Source organism: Arthrobacter sp. 18067 (genome assembly GCF_902706295.1).
Taxonomy (GTDB): Bacteria; Actinomycetota; Actinomycetes; order Actinomycetales; family Micrococcaceae; genus Arthrobacter.
The window spans coordinates 79427-96512 of record NZ_CACSJJ010000011.1; the positions used below are offsets into that span (position 1 = coordinate 79427).

Below are 17086 nucleotides of genomic sequence, written 5' to 3' on the forward strand. Positions count from 1 at the left end.
CTGACCGGTCAGTTCAGTTAGACTTTTCGCAGACACCATTTCTGCGAAAGGCTTCATTGTGCTGTCCGTACAGCAACTCCAGATCAACGGCCGCCGGGACGATCTCCTTCCAGCCACGTCCCTTCAAGTCCGCCGCGGCGAACTACTGCTCGTTGCCGGAGAGGGCCAGGACCAGCGGACTGCCCTGGCGTTGGCCTTGAGTGGTCGCATGAAGCCAAGCAACGGCGTCCTCAGCTGGGACACCACCACCAAGACCAAGAAGATCCGCCTCGCAAGCGCCTTGGTGGACTCCCCTGGCGTCAACGAGCCCGAGCAGCACCTCAGCGTCCGCGACCTCGTCACCGAGGACCTCTCCCTCATCCCCCGCCGTTACCGCGGTGCACTGCTGAGCAAGCCGTGGCTGAAGGTCAACAGCTTCGAGGACATCGCGGGACTCTGGATCGAACAGCTTCCGGCCGGCCGCCGCCTTGAACTCCTGACCGCGCTTGCGTTGGCGGATCCAGCCACCGACCTCCTCGTGATTGACTCCCCGGACCGCCACAGCGCCGATCCCGCGGCTTGGTTGCCGCGACTTCAGGCATTGGCGTCCGACGCCGGGCGGCCGCTCGCCGTCGTCGCCGTCGTAGGTGCCCTCCCGGACACGTGGACCGGAGCCGCTGCGGTGATCGGCAATTCGATCGCGCACCCACCCGAACCGGAGGCGGAATACGCCCCCTCCGAACCTCAGCCCGCCGAGCCAAAGCCGGCCTCCGCCGTCGAGCCCCAGCCGGCCGCTGAGCTCCTTCCAGCCGCTGAGCCCAAAGCCAAGCACGCGGCCGAGCCTGCCCCGGAAGACCCGAAAACACCGGAAACGCCCGAAACTCCAGCAGCACCAAAAACCGCTGCCGAACCTGACTCCGAAAACCTCCAAAGGACTGCAAAGTGACTGTTCTGCGGCTCGCCCGCTCCGAACTCAAGCGCATGACCGGCGGGCTCCTGCCCAAGCTGACCATCCTCGCCCTGACCATGGTGCCGTTGCTCTACGGTGCCGTGTACCTTTACGCGAACTGGGATCCGTACGGCAACCTGAACCAGATCGACGCCGCATTGGTAGTCGAGGACACAGGTGCCACATCCTCGGACGGCACCGAGCTGCAGGCCGGCAGGAAAGTGGCGGACAGCCTGGTTGAGGGCCACGTCTTCAACTGGAAGCCGGTCTCCAGCGCCGAGGATGCAGACGCCGGTGTCCGTACGGGCGAGTACGCCTTCGCGCTGCGGATCCCCAAGGACTTCTCCGCCAATCTGGTCTCCCCCGGCAGCTTCGACGCTGCCAACCAGGCCATGCTCCACGTCACCACCAACGATGCCAACAACTACCTGCTGAGCACCATCGTGGACAAGCTCACCACGGCCGTGCATTCCACCGTGGCCAAGGAAGTAGGCGAGGAAACCGCCAACCAGCTCCTCACCGGATTCGGCACCATCCATGCGTCCATCGTGAAAGCCGCGGACGGAGCCTCGGAACTGGCCACCGGTGTGGGGAAGCTAAGCGACGGCGCCGCAACCCTGCACGAGGGCACCACCCAACTGGTGACGGGTGCCGATCAACTCGTGGCGGGGCAAACCAAGCTGCGTGACGGTGCGGTACAACTTAACACCGGCGCCAGCCAACTGAGCTCAGGCCTCACGGAACTGAAGAACAAGACCTCCACACTCCCGGCTGACTCCAAGAAGCTCGCCGACGGTGCCGCACAAGTAGCCGCCGGAAACGCCGAGCTGAACGCGAAAGTCCAGGACGTCGTCGGGCAGCTTGAAGCGGCAGACAAGGGCCTCCGGAACCGCGTTGTCGAGTCCAACACCCGGCTGGTTACCGCTGGCGTGCTGACCCAGGAGCAGGCCGACAAGGTCCTGGCGGACTTCGACGCCGCTGCTGCTTCGAGCCCCGTCACGGACGCCAAGGCCAAGATTTCCGGCGATGCTGCCAAGATCCAGCAGCTCTCAGACGGTTCGGCCGCCGTGAGCGCGGGAGCTTCCAAGCTCGCCGCCGCGACACCAACGTTGACCGACGCCATCTCGCAGGCTGCTGCCGGTGCCGGACAACTGAACACCGGCGCAGCAACACTGGCCGCCGGCCAGCAGACCGCTTTGGACGGCGCTGCACAGCTCGACGACGGCGCCCGCCAACTGGACGACGGCGCGGGACAGCTTGCCAGCGGTGGAGTCACAGCCTCCGACGGCGCCCACACCCTGGCCACCGAACTGGCCAAGGGCGCGGGAGAGATCCCCAACCCGGATGATGAGCAGAAGAGCAGCGTGTCCAAGGTAATCGCTGATCCCGTCGCCGTGGACAACGTTTCCCAAGCCAAGGCAGGGTCCTACGGCGCCGGCCTGGCACCCTTCTTCCTGACCCTCGCCCTGTGGATCGGCGTGTTCATGCTGGTCCAGGCCATGCGGCCCATCACCCAGCGGGCCCTGGCGTCGAACGCCCCCGCCTGGAAAATCGCCGTCGGAGGCTGGTTGCCGTTCTTCGTGGTCTCGGTCCTGCAGGCCACCATCCTCACGCTTGTAGTGAACCTGGGTCTCGGGTTGAACCCCGCCCACCCCATCGGGATGTGGCTGTTCATGCTGGCAGCAGTGATGGCGTTCAGCGCAATCATCCAGGGCATCGTGGCGCTGATGGGGACACCCGGCAAGTTCGTGGTGCTCATCCTGCTGGTCCTGCAGCTGGTGTCCTCGGGCGGCACGTTCCCGTGGCAGACCACCCCCATGCCGCTGCATGTGGTGCATGAGGTCCTGCCCATGGGTTACGTGGTCACCGGCATGAGGCACTTGATCTACGGAGGCGAACTCAGCATGATCTGGCCTACTGTCCTGGGCCTGCTTGGATACACTTTGCTGGGAATGGCGCTGTCCACGCTCGCCGTCCGCAAGCACAAGGTGTGGACCCTCAAGACGCTGAAGCCGGAGATCGCAGTATGAGCACCACCGAGCCCGTCCCTGCCGGCCCTGCAGAAAAGAAGCTCCGGCCGGAACGCACCAACGCCACCAAGCAGCGCCTGTTCGAAGCCTCCATGGAGCTGATCGGCGAGCGCGGCGCAGCGGGGGTCACAGTGGACGAAATCGCCGCCGCAGCCGGGGTCTCAAAGGGCACCGTCTACTACAACTTCGGCAGCAAATCGGACCTCATCGCCCAGTTGCTTCGGCACGGAGTGGACATCATGCTGCTCCGGCTCCAGGACGTTCGTGGACAGGCCAGCGATCCCCTGGAATCCATGAACAACATGGTGGGCCAAGCCATGGAATTCATGGACGACTACCCCTCCTTCGCGCGTTTGTGGGTCAGCGAAAACTGGCGCACACCCGGCGAGTGGAGCGCTGTGTTCGCCGAACTCCGTGCTGAGCTACTGGCCGTGATCGGCTCGGCTGTGGAAAGCGTTGCGTCGGGGTACAAGGTCAACGAGTCCATTGCCCGCGGTTCCTTGGAGGCGGCGATTTTCGGGGCAATCTTCGTGGTGGGCCTGGACCGTCAGACGTACAACCCGGAGCGGACCCGCGAGCAAAGCGTCGCGGCCGTGATGACCATCATGCACGGCTACGTCATCAAGTAAGTGACTGTCCCTAACGGTATTCAACTGCAATGTACGACGGCGTGGCGCGGCCACTCGGTCGGCGATGATTAACCTCATGCGTCACATGGGGAACAGCGGAAAGCTTGCGGTGGTGGCCGCCTTTGTGTCACTTGGGCTGTTGGTGCTGGCCGCCGTGGTGCTCGAGGAACTGGTGTTGTACTTGTTCCTTGGCGCTGTGCTGGTCTGCTATTTGGCCTCCTTGGTGCAGGTCTTCAACCGGCGGCGCTACCTCGTAGTCCTCCTCGGAGCAGCGGGAACCAGCCTGTTCATCGGGTGCAGCATCGCGTTCCTGCGGATGTGGGGCATCGCGTTCACTCAGGACGCCAACGCCTTGGGCTCTGCCGTGAGCACCCAGGACTCCGACATCTACTTCTACCTGGCCGCGGTGGCGGGGGTCGGGACACTGGCGGTGCTGTTCCTCGGGGCAGTGGTGCCGTCGTTCGGTTCGCGGGCGCCGGCTCCCGCTAAGCGGCCCACGACGGCGGCCAAGCGCACCCCCGCGCCACGCAAACCTGCCACACGTCCTAGTACAGGCACTAAGCGCCCTGCTGCTCCGGCGCCGCGTACTTCCAGCGCAACGAAGACCCCCGTCGTGAAGCGCCCCGTACCCCGTACGCCAACGACGCCAGCCAAGCGGCCGGCGTCGAGCGCTTCTGCACGCAAGCCGGCCCCCAAGCGCTAGCGCCCCCAAGTAGGTAACAGCACATGTCGCAATGGGCACTCATTACGACATGTGCTGTTACTTAGTTGGGAGGGTCAGGAGTCGAAACCCAGCCCCACGGCGTCGAGCGCTTTGAGGATGAGGTTCCGTTTCCCCTGGTTGTGGTCGGCCCGGTCCATGGACCAACGGGTCAGGTTGATGCCTAGGGAGGCCAGCGGCTCGGGAGGGAAAGGCAGCGGCCGTTTACGGACCATCTCCACCCGTGTGCGCTCGGTATCCAAGCCACCCAAAAGGTCCAGGAGCACATCGGCGGCAAAGGCCGTGGCACCCACTCCCAGCCCGGTGAACCCAGCCGCGTACGCCACCCGCCCCTTCCGCGCAGTGCCGAAGAACGCGCAGAACTGCGTGCTGGAATCGATGGGGCCAGCCCACTTGTGCGTGAACTTCAGGCCCTCCAATTGCGGGAATGTGGTGAAGAAGTGGGAGGCGATCTTCTCCCACGTGGCGGGCTGATGCTCGTGTCGCTGGTCCACCCGCCGGCCCCAGAAGTACAGGGCGTCGTAGCCACCAAACAGGATCCTGTGGTCCTTGGTGATGCGGTAGTAGTGGAACTGGTTGGCCACGTCCCCAATGCCTTGCCGTTTACCCCAGCCGATGGACTCCAGCTGCTCCGCAGTGAGGGGCTCGGTCATGAGGGCGTAGTCGTACACCGGTACGGTCATGAGCTGGTTCCGCTTGAGCAGGGACGGAAACACGTTGGTGCCAAGGACAACGTGCCCGGCCTCAACGCTCCCCCGTTCGGTAACCACGGTGACTCCGTCTTCATGGTCCTTCAGTTCACGCACGCGCGTGTCCTCAAAGATCCGCACACCCAAGTCCGTTGCTGCCCGTGCCAGTTCGAGGCCGAGCTTGTACGGATGGACCATCGCCACGGAGTCCTTGTGCCAGCGGCCGGCGAGGTACGTAGGCGAGTTGACCTCGGCCTGGATGGCTTCCCGGTCCAGGAAGACGCTCCCCGGGCTGTCGTCTTCCTTGAGCCAGGCAACCTGGTGGGGTTCGACAGCAACGTTGAGCTCACCCGTCCGCTCCCAATCGCAGTCCATGCCGTATTTCTCCACGGTTTCCTGCATGCGATCCAGGTTCTCCATGCCCAGCCGGTCAAGGGTCTCCAACTCGTCCGGCCAACGGTTCCTGCCATTCTCATGGCCATGGGTGAGGCTGGCCTCGCAGAAGCCGCCGTTGCGGCCGGAAGCGGCCCAGGCAACGTGTTCTGCTTCGACCAGGATCACTGTCCGGCCGGGGTCGCGTTCCTTGGCACGCAGCGCTGTCCAGAGGCCGGTGTATCCGCCACCAACAATCACGAGGTCGGCGGCAGCATCGCCGTCGAGCTGCGGGTAGCGCGTTGCTGAGTCCTTCAGGTCGTCGATCCAGAAAGGCCGGTGGGCGGCGCCTTCCAGTGCATGGGATACGACGGCGGCCTGCGGGACATTCCGTTCGAAAACGGTGGTCTTCACGGGAGGTTCTCCTGTTTCAATCGGTGATCTAAGAACCGGTCAGGCAGTGACCGGCTCGGCGTCCCACAAGGGCCGGGGACGGGAGGCGATGAGGTTCCGTGTGTAGTCGTCTCCGGGGTCCTCAAGGATTCGCGCCGTGGGACCCTGCTCCACAATCCGGCCCTGATGCATCACGATCAGCTCGGAACAAATGCGTGAGACCACCGCGAGGTCGTGGGTGACGAACAGGATGGTGAGCCCGAACTGGTCCCGCAACTCCTCCACGAGGTCCAGCACCTGAGCCTGGACGGAGACGTCCAGGGCGCTGGTGGCCTCGTCCAACACCAAGAGCCTGGGACGGGCGGCAAGGGCTTTGGCCAAGGCGACGCGCTGCCTCTGGCCACCCGAGAGGGCACGGGGCCGGGCGTCGAACCGTTCGGGCCCGATCCCCACCCGCGCCAGAAGATCGCGCGCACTGTCCTTGGCTTCCTTGCGTCCTTGCTTCTGGTGCAGGCGGAAGACATCGGCCACAGCATTGCCTACCGGGATGCGCGGGTCCAGGGACAGGTAAGGGTCCTGGAACACAATCTGTACTTCCTTGGCCAGGACCTTCCGCTCCGATGCCCTCAAAGGCCGGTGTGGCCGGGGGACGCCGCGGAGCGTGAGTTCGCCGGACGTGGCGGTTTCAAGTGCCACCACCAACCGGGCGAGGGTGGACTTTCCGGAGCCGGACTCGCCCACCACCCCCAGTGAACCGCCCTCCGGGAGGCTGAAGCCGGCATCGTCCAGGGCAGTGATGACGTCGCCGCGGGGCAGTTGGTACGTTTTGGTGAGCCCGGAAACCTGCAGCAGTGGGGACCCGGCGGCAACCGGCGCACCGAGGCCACCCACCTCAATCACAGGCGTCGCCTCCACCAGTTGACGGGTGTAGTCCTGTTGAGGGGTCAGGAACACTGTCCGGGTTGGTCCGTGTTCCACCACTTCGCCGCGACGGAGCACGTAGACGCGTTCGCACAGGCTCGCGGCCAGGTTCAGGTCGTGCGTGATAAACAGCATGCCCATACCCCGGGACTGTTGTTCCTCGCGCAGGAGCCGCACGATCCCGGCCTGGGTGGTGACATCCAGGGCCGTAGTGGGCTCGTCGCAGAGCAGCAGATCCGGTGAATTCAGGAGCGCAGCGGCAATCATGACCCGCTGGAGCATGCCGCCCGAGAGCTGGTGCGGGTGCTGGTCCATGAGTTCCTTGGCCCGCCGAAGCCCCACTTGCTCCAGTTGCTTCACTGCGCGTTCGGTGGCCTCGGACCGGGTCAGCCCGTCAAACCGCACCAGTGTTTCCGTGAGGAAGTCCCCCACGGTCCGGACCGGATTGATGCCGGCCCGGGGGTCCTGGAAGATCATCGAGGCATGGCCCCGGCGCAACTCCATCAGCCGTTGCTTGCCGGCCGTCAGGGTATCGAGGCCCTGGACGGACACGGTTCCAGAGAACTCGGAACCGCCGGGAAACAACCCCAGTGCGGCACGGGTTGTCAGGGACTTGCCTGATCCGGACTCCCCCACCAAGGCGACCGCTTCGCCGTCGTCCACTTGCAGGGAAACGCTGTCCAACAGCGGCGGCCGGCCCGGAAACCCGAGCGTAAAGTTTTCGATCTGCAACAGCTGGCTCATGAAAGTTTTCCTCCGATGCGGTCTGAGAGTTCCTCGCCGATGACATTGACGGCCACCACCACCATGACCACTACCAAGGCGGGCCAGAACGCGGGCAGGATGTACCCGCCCAGCAGGGCGCCGCGGGATTCCTCGATCATGGCTCCCCAGTCGCTGGTGGGCGGTTGAACCCCCAGCCCTATGAAGGAGAGAGCTGCGAGGTCGGCCAGCACGTAGCCGAAGTTCAGCGTGGATTGGGCGCCGACCGTGGGAATGAGGTTGGGCAGCACCCTGCCCAGTACCACCCATGGCGTCCGGAACCCCAGCACGCGGTACGCCTGGACGTACGGCCTGCTGCGCTCGGCCACCACCAAGGACTGCGCGAGCCGGGCGACGTACGGAACATAGGCGATGGTCATGGCCAGGATCGGAGCAAAGAGCCCCTTACCGAAAAGGGCGATGGCGAGCATGGCCATCAGCAGCGCGGGAAAGGCGAAGAGAAGGTCGAAAACCCGGCCAAGGACTTTGCCCAGCCAGCCTTCGGACCAGCCGGCCACCAAGCCAAGCAGCAGTCCCAGCACCGTTGAACCGATCACCACGATGGTGGGTCCCAGGAGCGAGGTCCGCCCACCGTGCATGAGCCGGCTAAGGAGGTCCCGGCCCAGCGCGTCGGTGCCCAGCAGATGCTGCCCGCTGGGACCTGCAAGGACGTTGTTGAGGTCCACATAGTCCGGGTCGTAAGGCGCCAGGACCGGGGCGAACAGTGAAAGAAGTACGACGGCGGCGGCAACGGCCAGCGCGCCCCACGCCATGGGTGACAGGAGGCTGCCGTAACGGCGAAGGCCTGTCTGCGGCAGCTGGATGGCCAAGGTCATCGGGACTCCGTTCCGGCCGCGATACGCGGATCAATGAGGGGTTGGACGAGGTCCACCACGGTGTTCACCACGACGAACGCCGCAACCACCACCATGACGATCGCTTGGACGACGGCGAAGTCCAGCCTGTCGATGGACTGCACCAGGAGTTGGCCGATGCCGGACAGGCCGAACGTCCGCTCGATGATCGCGCTGGAGACCAAAAGGCCGGCAACCAACACGCCGCTGACCGTCAGGATGGGTCCCAGGGCGTTGCGCAACACGTGGCGTGCCACCACGGATCCGCGGGTAAGGCCTCGGCTGGTGGCTACTTCAACGTGTTCGCGGAGCAGTTGCTCGTTCATGGAGGAGCGCGTCACCCTGGCCACCATCGCAATGTAGGTGATGCCCAAGGCGAGCGCCGGCAGGGTGAGGTGCCAGATACGGTCCAGGCCGCCGTCGCCGCTTCCAAAGGAGGGGAACCACCCGAGGCCTACGGAGAAGAGCGCCACCAAGGCGATGGCTGCCACGAACGGCGGAACGGCCCCTGCAGCGGTGAGGGTAATGAGGATGAAGCGGTCGCCGAAGCCCTTGTTCAGGCTGGCCACAATCCCGGCGAACAACCCAAGGATAGTGATGAACACTGCGGCTAAAGCCACGAGTTGCAGGGTGGTGGGCAGCCTGCCGAGCAAGACATCCGAGACGTCCTGGCGGTAGGTCAGCGAGCGTCCCCAGTCTCCGTGCAGGATGCCGCCGAGCCAGTTCAGGTACTGTTCCCAGGCCGGCTTGTCCAAGCCGAACTGGCGGGTGATTTCTTCCAGTGCTTCGGGTTTGGGGCTGCGGCCCCTGAGCAGGAAGCGGGCCGGATCACCGGGGACCAGGAAGCGGGAGAAGAAGACGGCCAGGGAGGCGACGAACAACGTCAGGGCCAAGGCCAGCAGCTTCTTCACGATGTACACGGCCGGGCCGACTGCCGGGCGTTTGGCTCGCTTGTGGGTGGGGCCGCCCGGCATAACGGTGGCTTGGACTTGTTCTGTAGCGGTCATGTCAGCGACCTCCTATCTGGGCTGCCCACGGGAAGTACATGTAATTGATGGAGGGGTCAGCCCCGGTAATGCGTTTGCTGAGCCACATGGAGGTGACGGTCTCATAGAGCGGCCCCCACACCACCTCCTGGCTGGCCAACGTGGCGGCCTGGCCCGTGAGCTTGCCGCGGGCGTCAGGGTCCTGCACGCTGTAGGCGGAGTTCACCAGGTCATCGAATTCCGGGTTGCTCCAGCCGCCGTAATTGCTGAAGTCCCCGGTCCGCAGCACGCTGTACATTTCCAGTGGTTCGGTGCTGGAGAGGTACCAGGACGTCACCATCAGGTCCACGTTCTTGCGGGCCTCGGGGTCGGAGAACAGGGTGGTGTATTTGTCGTTGGACATGGTCTGGATCTCCGGTTCCAAGCCGATCTCCTTGGCCGCGGACGCAATGGCCCGTGCAGTGATGTCGAACGCCGCGTTCAGTGAGGCAGTGGCAAAGACGAACTTACTGCCCTCGGCTCCGGCTTCCTTGACCAGCTTCTTTGCCTCTTCCACGTCGTAGGGCGTGGAGAGTAGGCCGTCAAAAGCCTGGTCCGCTGTCCCGGCCTGGATGTCCTTCCATACGCTCCTGGTGGTCAATGCGTCCGTCTTCTTCGCGTACCCCTGCTCTGCGGCCTTGATCAGCGCGTCCCGGTTGATGGCCATCATGAGCGCCTTGCGGACCCGGACGTCCTGGAAGGTCCCGGCGAGGTTGGTGAAGACCATGCTCTGCACCGAGGTGTCATTGCCGAAATACAGGGACCCGGCGTCCTTGCTGGCTTTCAGGATGTCGATGGCGTTGGACGGGATCGCGAAGCCACCGTCAATTTCGCCGGTCTGGAACGCGTTGATGCGGGACGTGGCGTCCGGGAGCATGGTGAACGTGACCTGCTTCGATTTGGCTTTCAGGTCCGGGTCCCAGTAGTCGTCGAAGCGCTTCAGGGTGATGCTCTCCCCCGCTTCCCATTGCTCGAATTGGAAGGGCCCGGTGCAGTTCACGCCGGCTTTGGAGTTGCCGTAGTCCTTGCCTGTTTCCTCGAGCGTTCCGGCGGACTCCACCACACCTGGGGCGCCAACCAGGGAAGCGTTGAACACATAGTCCGGGCGCGTGGTGGTGACGGTGACCTCATAGTCGCCGGTCTTCTCGATTGACTCCACGTTTTGGTAGGACGATGCCCAGAATGAGCCCACTTCCGGATCGATGTGGCGGCTGAGGGAGGCGACCACATCGTCTGCCGTCATCTCGCTGCCATCGTGGAACTTCACGCCCTGCCGGATGGTGTACACCCAGGTCAGGGGGTCAGGATTCTCGACTCCCGTTGCAAGGCCGGGCGATGTTGAGAGGTCCTTATTCCAGCGGAACAACGACTCGCACACGTTGGACAAGACCGTGTTGTCCGGGTAGTCGAAGGCGTAGGCGTAGTCCAGGGAAAACGGCTCCGCGTACATTGCCCAGGTGAAGTTGTCGATCTCCTTGGTGGGGGCCGGCGTGGAGTCGGACAACGTGTACTTTGCACCCCCCGCCGCGTCAGTCACGCTGGCGGGCCGCACGCCGCAGCCGCCCAGGAGCAAGCCGAGCACGACGCCGGCGACCGTCACCGCTGTGATGCGCGACGGCGTCGTCCGCTGTTTGAGCCTTACGGCTCCTTTCGCTGGTTGCGGCTTCACAGCATCACCTCGGACTGGCTCTGGCGGACGTTGGCGCGGTCATAGACGCACTCGCCCCCGATCCACGTCTGCGTCACCACTGCCCGGTGCAGTTCCTCCACGGGAAGCTCGAAAATATTGACGTCGAGGACGGCAAGGTCGGCCAGCTTCCCCGGTTCCAACGTTCCCGTTGCGGCGTCCAGGTGGTTGATCCACGCGGTGCCGCGGGTGTAAGCGTCCACGATCTGCTTGAGGCTGAGCTTTTGTGATGCGGGGCCAAGCGGGGGCAGGTCCTCGCCGGGAGCTGTGCGGTTTACCGCCACATGGATGGCTGCGACGGGGTCGGCCGTGGAGACCGGCCAGTCGCTGCCCGCCACCAGGCGGGCGCCTGCCGCGGCCAGTTCGCCGAAGGGATAGTGCCGGTCCTCGGCACCCGGTTCCAGGAACGGGAGGGTCAGGGTGTCCATTTGTTCCTCGTGGCAGGCCCACAGCGCCTGTGCGTTGGCGGCTGCCTCCAGCTCCGCGAAACGGGGGATGTCTTCGCCGCGAACCAACTGCAGGTGGGCCAGGTGGTGCCGGTGATCATTCGGCCCGTTGCCTTCCCGGGCGGCCTGGACCGCGTCCAAGGCGTCCGTTACGGCGCGGTCGCCGAGTGCGTGGAAGTGCACCTGCATGCCGGCGGCATCTATCGCGGTGACGAATTCCTTCAGCTCTTCCGGCTCGAAGAACTCGATGCCACGGTTTTCCGTGTGGTGGCCGTGGTGGTCCAAGTAGACGTGGTGCATGGCCGCCGTGTAGTTCTCTGCCACGCCGTCCACCATGACTTTGACGGTGTTGGCGTTGAGCTGCAGGGGGTCGAATGCTTCGCGTACGTTATTCCGGCGTTCCACGATTGCGTCCAGCTGGGACATGCCGGCGGTCCTATCCCACCACTGGCAAGCCGTGACCCGGACTTTGAGATCCCCGGCCTTCGCGGCGTCCTGGTAGACCTCCAGATGATCGGCATGTTCGCCCTCCGGGATGGGAACCCAGGCGTCCTGCCACGCTGTAATGCCCTGGGACAGCAACAGCTCCTGGGAGGTGAGCAGGCCTTGGTAAGCCAGCCCATAAGGCACGGCCGGTTTCACCGCATTGAACAGGTCCATGGCACCTTCGTGGACGGTGCCTGCCGGTGTGCCGTCCGCTTCACGTTCAAAGCGGCCGCCCGCGGGGTCCGGGGTGTCCTTGGTGATCCCGGCGGCCTGGAACGCCGCCGTGTTGGCCCATGCTCCGTGGTGGTCCCTGTTCTGGAGATACACAGGCCGATCCTGAACGACGGCATCAAGCAGTTCCCGTCCCGGAGTGCCGCCCGGGAAGAGGTCCATGGACCACCCGGCGCCCAGGATCCACGGTTCTTCCGGGTTTTCTGTGGCGTAACGGGCAACCGCTGCTACGGCCTCTTCTGCACTGGCCACCTCGGTCAGGTCGCACTGGAGCAGCTCGATTCCGGCGAAGATGGGGTGGATATGGGCATCCTGAAACCCAGGGAGAACCAGTTGCCCTTGCAGGTCCACCCGGCGGGTGTCCGGCGTGACGGTTACGTGGTTGTCCTCGGGGCTTCCGACGGCGATGATCCTGCCATCGGCGACTGCCAGGTTTGCCCGGCTGGGTCCGGCGTCATTGCCGGTGTACACCCATCCGTTCTCAAACAAAATCTCTGCGTGCACGGTCGAGTCCTTTCGTGGGGAAATTCAACTCTGCGAGACACACTATGAGCCGGATCACACTAAAGTCAACAGTGTTGACATCAATGCTGACAAAGACTTTGACTTGTCCTCGAGAGGAGGAAACCATGAATCATGTAGGTTGATAACCAACCCGGGATCGCATGGAAGGCGGACAACTGATGGTGCAGCCAGCACAGTCGACGGACCGCCGCACCCGTCTGGACCCTGCCGCCATCATTGACGCCGTCCTCCGAATCTCCAGCCAGGAACTCGGTGACCGGTTGACGGTCCGCCGGCTGGGACAAGAACTGGAAGTGGACGCGACAGCCGTCTACCGGCATTTCCGGAACCGGGACGCAATCGTCAGGGCTGCACTGGACAAGTTGTTCATGATGTCAGTGGAGCGCACACTGGCCGTGGCACGCGAGCAGGATTGGCGCACCCGGCTTGAGGCGTACCTGGACGAACTCCTCAGGGCCTTCATGCAGCACCCCTCGCTGGGCAGCGAGTCATTCGCCACGGACACTTACGGCCCCGGCGAGTTGAAGGCGATCGAGTTCGTCCTGCAGTGCCTGACCGATGCCGGGCTGGCCGACGACCGCGTGGTGCACTACTACGCAGCCCTGGAAAGCTACACCTTGGCCCTCGGTGCCGGGATCGCCGTGGAAATCCAGCGGCTCCCGGATTCAGAAGGCCACGACCCCTGGCTCAACCCCCGGATTTTCACCCGAATTACAGGCCATCCGCTTCTTGAAAAGCACCACGGAGCCCTTCAAAACCTGGACTCGCTGAAGGCATTCCAGGCCGGCCTTGCAGCCATCCTGGACAGCGCCGAACGCGAAAGCACGCAAGCCTGACCGGCCGCCAGGCCACCCCACAACCCACCCCGACCGCACAACGACACCTCCGGCGTCGTTCATTCAGCACTGCCCTGGCACCGCCGCCAGGCAGGGAAAGCACGGCACCCACATGCACCAGTTCATCAACGGAAAACTGCAATCCGGTACCTCTGGACAGAGCCTCGACGTCATCAATCCGGCCACCTCGGAGCTGGTGGAAACCGTCAGCCTCGCTTCATTGGCGGACCTTGAATCAGCGGTGGCAGCAGCCCGTTCGGCCTTCCCCGCGTGGTCCCGGACCGCCCCGGGCGAACGTGCCGGCATCCTGCAGAAGTTCGCCCGCATCATGGAAGGGCGGTCAGCAGAATTCTCCCGCGTGGAGAGTTCACAGACTGGCAAGCCGCTGCGGTTGACCCGCGAATTCGACGTCCCCGGAACCATCGGCAACATCGATTTCTTTTCCGGAGCCGCCCGCCACCTTGAAGGCAAAGCCACCGCTGAATACTCGGCGCAACACACCTCATCCATCCGTCGCGAGGCGATTGGTGTGGTGGGGTCCATCGCACCGTGGAACTATCCCCTGCAGATGGCCGCGTGGAAGATCCTGCCCGCGATCGCCGCCGGCAACACCATTGTTCTCAAGCCCGCCGAGATCACGCCACTCACTTCGCTGATGTTCGCGCAAGCGCTCACCGATGCGGGACTGCCCGACGGCGTGGTGAACGTGGTGGTGGGCGACGGCGCCACCGTTGGTGCTGCACTCATGCGGCACCCGGACGTGGACATGGTCTCCTTCACGGGCTCCACCGCCGTTGGCCGCACGGTCCTGGAAGCTGCTGCCGTCAACGCCAAACGCGTGCATCTCGAGTTGGGCGGAAAGGCGCCTTTCGTGGTGTTCGACGACGCGGACCTGGACGCTTCCGTCCATGGCGCAGTGGCTGGCTCGCTCATCAACACGGGCCAGGACTGCACCGCAGCCACCCGAGCGATCGTGCACAGGAGCGTTTACGAAGAGTTCGTAGCGAAAGTCGCCACCCGCTTCGAGGGGATCGTCCTGGGCATTCCCGGGGACGAGGATGCGGACCTTGGCCCTTTGGTTTCCTTCAAGCAGCGGGACCACGTGGCGGCAGTGGTGGATCGGGCCCGCGGCTACAGCAAAGTGGTGGCCGGCGGTCACGTTCCGACGGATAAGGGCCTGGAAAACGGCGCCTTCTACCGGCCCACACTGGTGGTGGACGCGGCGCCGGACTCGGAGATCGTCAAGGATGAAGTCTTCGGGCCGGTCCTTGTGGTTCTTCCCTTCGATACGGATGACGAGGCGATCCACCTCGCCAACGACACCGTTTATGGACTGGCCGCGTCGGCCTGGACGAACAACCTCCAGCGGGCATTGCGCGCCACCCGCGAGATCAAGGCAGGCTGCGTCTGGGTCAACGACCACATACCGATCATCTCCGAGATGCCCCACGGCGGCTTCAAGCAGTCCGGCTTCGGCAAGGACATGTCCGCGTACTCCTTCGAGGAGTACACCCAGGTCAAGCATGTGATGTTCGAACTGGAGGGCGCCACGGAGAAGGACTGGCACCGGACCATCTTCAACCTCCGCTGACTCCGCTCTTGTGGCGCCCCTTTGCGGGGCCCGCTCTGCGCGGCTCCGCGGGATCTAGAGCCGCAGAGCGGGCCCCGCAACGGTCACTTCCGGACGGTTTTTGCGTCCAGCTCCAAGCACTGCCGTGGCAACGCCCAGGAGCAGGATCAGTCCACCCATGATCTCGGCGACGGTGGGAATCTCGTTCAGGACCAGCCAGGCCGCCGTCATGCCAACCACCGGGACCAACAGAGTGAAAGGCACGACGTCGGAGCTTGGGTACAGCGACAACAGCCGGTTCCAGATGCCGTACCCCACCAACGACGCAAATACTGCGGTGTAGATCGCACTCAGGATGGTGGCTGGTTGAAGGTCGGTGATCGTTGCCCAGACCGCGGCCGGCCCATCCACCGCCAGCGACAATCCCGCCAATGGAAGCGGCACCACCGCGCCGGACCACACCACCAGGCCCAGTCCGGAGGCTGCCTTTGAATGCCGGGCCACCACATTGCCCACAGCCCAGGACAAGGCCGCGGCCAGGACGATCATCAGCGGGAGGACCGGCGCCACAGCGCTTCGCCCCAACGCCACCACCCCCAGGCCCGCAATGCCCAGCACTACGCCGGCCATTTGGCGCCGGCTGGGCCGCTCGCCCAAGAACCTCGCTGCGAGCAGGATGGTGAACAGCACCTGAGCCTGGAGAACCAGCGACGCCAGGCCAGCCGGCATCCCGAGAGCCATCCCCAGGTACAAGAGCCCAAATTGGCCGGCGCTCATGAAGAGCCCGACGCCGACAATCGCCTTCCAGCTCACGTCCGGTTTGCGGATGAACAGGATGAAGGGAAAGACGACCAACAAGAAGCGCATGGCAACGAAGAGCAGCGGAGGCACTTCCCGGCCGTTCGCGTGCAGGCCTAGGTCGATGGCAACGAAATTGATGCCCCACAGGACGGCAACCAGGACGGCGAGGGCAGAGTGGCGAAGGTTCACAAGTACACTCTGACGCCCTTCACCTTGAAGCACCAGCGTTGATTTCATTATGGAACCGCGTAGATTTGCTTCATGATCGACATTTCAGCTTTGAGGGCTCTCGTGGCAGTGGAACAGCACGGATCGGTGGTGGCCGCTTCCGACGTGATGGGCTACAGCCCGTCCGCCGTTTCGCAACAGATCAAGAAACTGGAAAAACAAACCGGCGTTACGGTGCTCGAGCGCAACGGCCGTGGAGTCCTCCTCACGGAGCGCGGGCTGGCGTTGGCCGGTTACGGCCGGCGCATCATGGGCGAGTTGGAAGAACTGCAGGCCACCTTGCTTGCCGATCCTGCAAAACCTTCCGGCCTGCTAAGGCTGGTGGCCTTCTCCACAGCATGCCGGGGCTTGGTGGGACCCATGCTCGGGCGCATGGCGGCCGCCCACTCTGCATTGGAAGTTACCGTGCTGGCAGAGGACCCCCGCGAAGCCGTCCAAAGGGTAGCGTCCGGCGAAGCGGAACTGGCGGTAGTCCATAACTGGAACTCCGTCCCATTGGTGATCCCGGAGAACCTGGTGCACGAGGATCTCTGCATCGACCAAGCCGATGTCCTCGTCAACCGTGCCCACGCACTAGCGTCACGCACCGCCGTCGAGCGTGAAGACCTACTCAGCACCCCAACGGGTGCCATCTGCAACGAGGCTTTGCTTCAGATCTTCGCGGGATTGGGGCGGGTTCCGGACATCCGCGTCTACGATCCCGATTTCTCCACCCATATCGCGATGGTGGAGCAGGCTGTGGCCGTAGCCCTGGTGCCACGGCTCGGCAGGCCGCTCCTGCCGCCGGATGTCGTCGCCATTCCTGTCATCAACCCAGTTCAGCAGCGTTCGGTGGGCGTGGTCTACCGCAAAACGATGACTGCCAGCCCCAACATCCGGCAGGCAGTGCGCATGCTGCGCGAGGTGGCCTCCGGGCTACCCCTCCCGCAGGGTTGATCAACGTCACACACTG

The 17086-nt window shown here is 64.2% G+C and carries 14 protein-coding genes; 7 read left to right on the forward strand and 7 right to left on the reverse strand.

What is annotated here, in order from left to right:
* The first annotated feature begins 58 nt into the window (after positions 1-58).
* From GVL04_RS12445 to GVL04_RS12460, 4 genes are all read left to right on the forward strand, one after another.
* On the forward strand, positions 59-925 hold the full coding sequence (locus GVL04_RS12445) for an ABC transporter ATP-binding protein (RefSeq protein ID WP_159704729.1): 867 nt from the start codon (positions 59-61) through the stop codon (positions 923-925).
* Positions 922-2958 carry a YhgE/Pip domain-containing protein gene (locus tag GVL04_RS12450; protein WP_159704732.1) on the forward strand — a complete coding sequence of 679 codons (2037 nt, stop codon included), beginning with the start codon at positions 922-924 and terminating at the stop codon, positions 2956-2958. The genes GVL04_RS12445 and GVL04_RS12450 overlap by 4 nt, the downstream gene beginning before the upstream one ends.
* Entirely contained in the window at positions 2955-3587 is a 633-nt protein-coding gene (locus tag GVL04_RS12455; protein WP_159704735.1) for a TetR/AcrR family transcriptional regulator, read from the forward strand. Before GVL04_RS12450 ends, GVL04_RS12455 begins: the two co-directional genes overlap by 4 nt.
* 76 nt (positions 3588-3663) lie before the next feature.
* Positions 3664-4290, forward strand: coding sequence for a hypothetical protein (locus GVL04_RS12460; protein WP_235036265.1), 627 nt, complete (start codon positions 3664-3666; stop codon positions 4288-4290).
* Positions 4291-4364: 74 nt separating this feature from the next.
* Here the strand turns inward: GVL04_RS12460 and GVL04_RS12465 are convergent, their stop codons facing one another.
* The 6 genes from GVL04_RS12465 to GVL04_RS12490 are packed head-to-tail and all read right to left on the reverse strand — an operon-like array spanning position 4365 to position 12678.
* The gene (locus GVL04_RS12465; RefSeq protein WP_159704741.1) at positions 4365-5783 is read right to left on the reverse strand and encodes an FAD-binding oxidoreductase; all 1419 of its coding nucleotides are present in this window, start codon (positions 5781-5783) and stop codon (positions 4365-4367) included.
* 39 nt (positions 5784-5822) lie between these two features.
* Complete coding sequence (locus GVL04_RS12470) at positions 5823-7427, reverse strand: ABC transporter ATP-binding protein (RefSeq protein ID WP_159704744.1); 1605 nt, start codon at positions 7425-7427, stop codon at positions 5823-5825.
* Positions 7424-8281, reverse strand: a complete 858-nt coding sequence (locus GVL04_RS12475) for an ABC transporter permease (RefSeq protein WP_159704747.1) — start codon at positions 8279-8281, stop codon at positions 7424-7426. Before GVL04_RS12475 ends, GVL04_RS12470 begins: the two co-directional genes overlap by 4 nt.
* The gene (locus GVL04_RS12480; protein WP_159704750.1) at positions 8278-9306 is read right to left on the reverse strand and encodes an ABC transporter permease; all 1029 of its coding nucleotides are present in this window, start codon (positions 9304-9306) and stop codon (positions 8278-8280) included. The genes GVL04_RS12475 and GVL04_RS12480 overlap by 4 nt, the downstream gene beginning before the upstream one ends.
* Position 9307: 1 nt before the next feature.
* Positions 9308-10993: an ABC transporter substrate-binding protein gene (locus GVL04_RS12485; protein ID WP_159704753.1), complete on the reverse strand. Its 1686-nt coding sequence runs from the start codon at positions 10991-10993 to the stop codon at positions 9308-9310.
* Complete coding sequence (locus GVL04_RS12490) at positions 10990-12678, reverse strand: amidohydrolase (protein WP_159704756.1); 1689 nt, start codon at positions 12676-12678, stop codon at positions 10990-10992. Before GVL04_RS12490 ends, GVL04_RS12485 begins: the two co-directional genes overlap by 4 nt.
* 179 nt (positions 12679-12857) lie before the next feature.
* Between GVL04_RS12490 and GVL04_RS12495 the strand changes: the two genes are divergently transcribed.
* A complete protein-coding gene (locus GVL04_RS12495; protein ID WP_235036266.1) occupies positions 12858-13535 on the forward strand; it encodes a TetR/AcrR family transcriptional regulator in 678 nt (225 codons plus the stop codon).
* Positions 13536-13647: 112 nt separating this feature from the next.
* Positions 13648-15126: a gamma-aminobutyraldehyde dehydrogenase gene (locus tag GVL04_RS12500; protein WP_159704762.1), complete on the forward strand. Its 1479-nt coding sequence runs from the start codon at positions 13648-13650 to the stop codon at positions 15124-15126.
* Between the two features lie 54 nt (positions 15127-15180).
* On the opposite strand, the gene GVL04_RS12505 is transcribed toward GVL04_RS12500, so the two are convergent.
* Positions 15181-16095 (reverse strand): EamA family transporter, encoded by a 915-nt coding sequence (locus tag GVL04_RS12505; RefSeq protein WP_200846835.1) that lies wholly within the window; start codon positions 16093-16095, stop codon positions 15181-15183.
* A gap of 72 nt (positions 16096-16167) precedes the next feature.
* Here GVL04_RS12505 and GVL04_RS12510 point away from each other — a divergent pair, with 72 nt between their 5' ends.
* Complete coding sequence (locus GVL04_RS12510) at positions 16168-17070, forward strand: LysR family transcriptional regulator (RefSeq protein ID WP_159704765.1); 903 nt, start codon at positions 16168-16170, stop codon at positions 17068-17070.
* The last annotated feature ends 16 nt before the right edge of the window (positions 17071-17086 follow it).

Excerpts from the sequence above, each read along its gene's own strand:
- GVL04_RS12455 (WP_159704735.1), top strand. The coding sequence starts at position 2,955 with ATGAGCACCACCGAGCCCGTCCCTGCCGGCCCTGCAGAAAAGAAGCTC.
- GVL04_RS12460 (WP_235036265.1), top strand. The coding sequence starts at position 3,664 with ATGCGTCACATGGGGAACAGCGGAAAGCTTGCGGTGGTGGCCGCCTTT.
- GVL04_RS12470 (WP_159704744.1), bottom strand. The coding sequence starts at position 7,427 with ATGAGCCAGCTGTTGCAGATCGAAAACTTTACGCTCGGGTTTCCGGGC.
- GVL04_RS12475 (WP_159704747.1), bottom strand. The coding sequence starts at position 8,281 with ATGACCTTGGCCATCCAGCTGCCGCAGACAGGCCTTCGCCGTTACGGC.
- GVL04_RS12480 (WP_159704750.1), bottom strand. The coding sequence starts at position 9,306 with ATGACCGCTACAGAACAAGTCCAAGCCACCGTTATGCCGGGCGGCCCC.
- GVL04_RS12495 (WP_235036266.1), top strand. The coding sequence starts at position 12,858 with ATGGTGCAGCCAGCACAGTCGACGGACCGCCGCACCCGTCTGGACCCT.
- GVL04_RS12500 (WP_159704762.1), top strand. The coding sequence starts at position 13,648 with ATGCACCAGTTCATCAACGGAAAACTGCAATCCGGTACCTCTGGACAG.
- GVL04_RS12510 (WP_159704765.1), top strand. The coding sequence starts at position 16,168 with ATGATCGACATTTCAGCTTTGAGGGCTCTCGTGGCAGTGGAACAGCAC.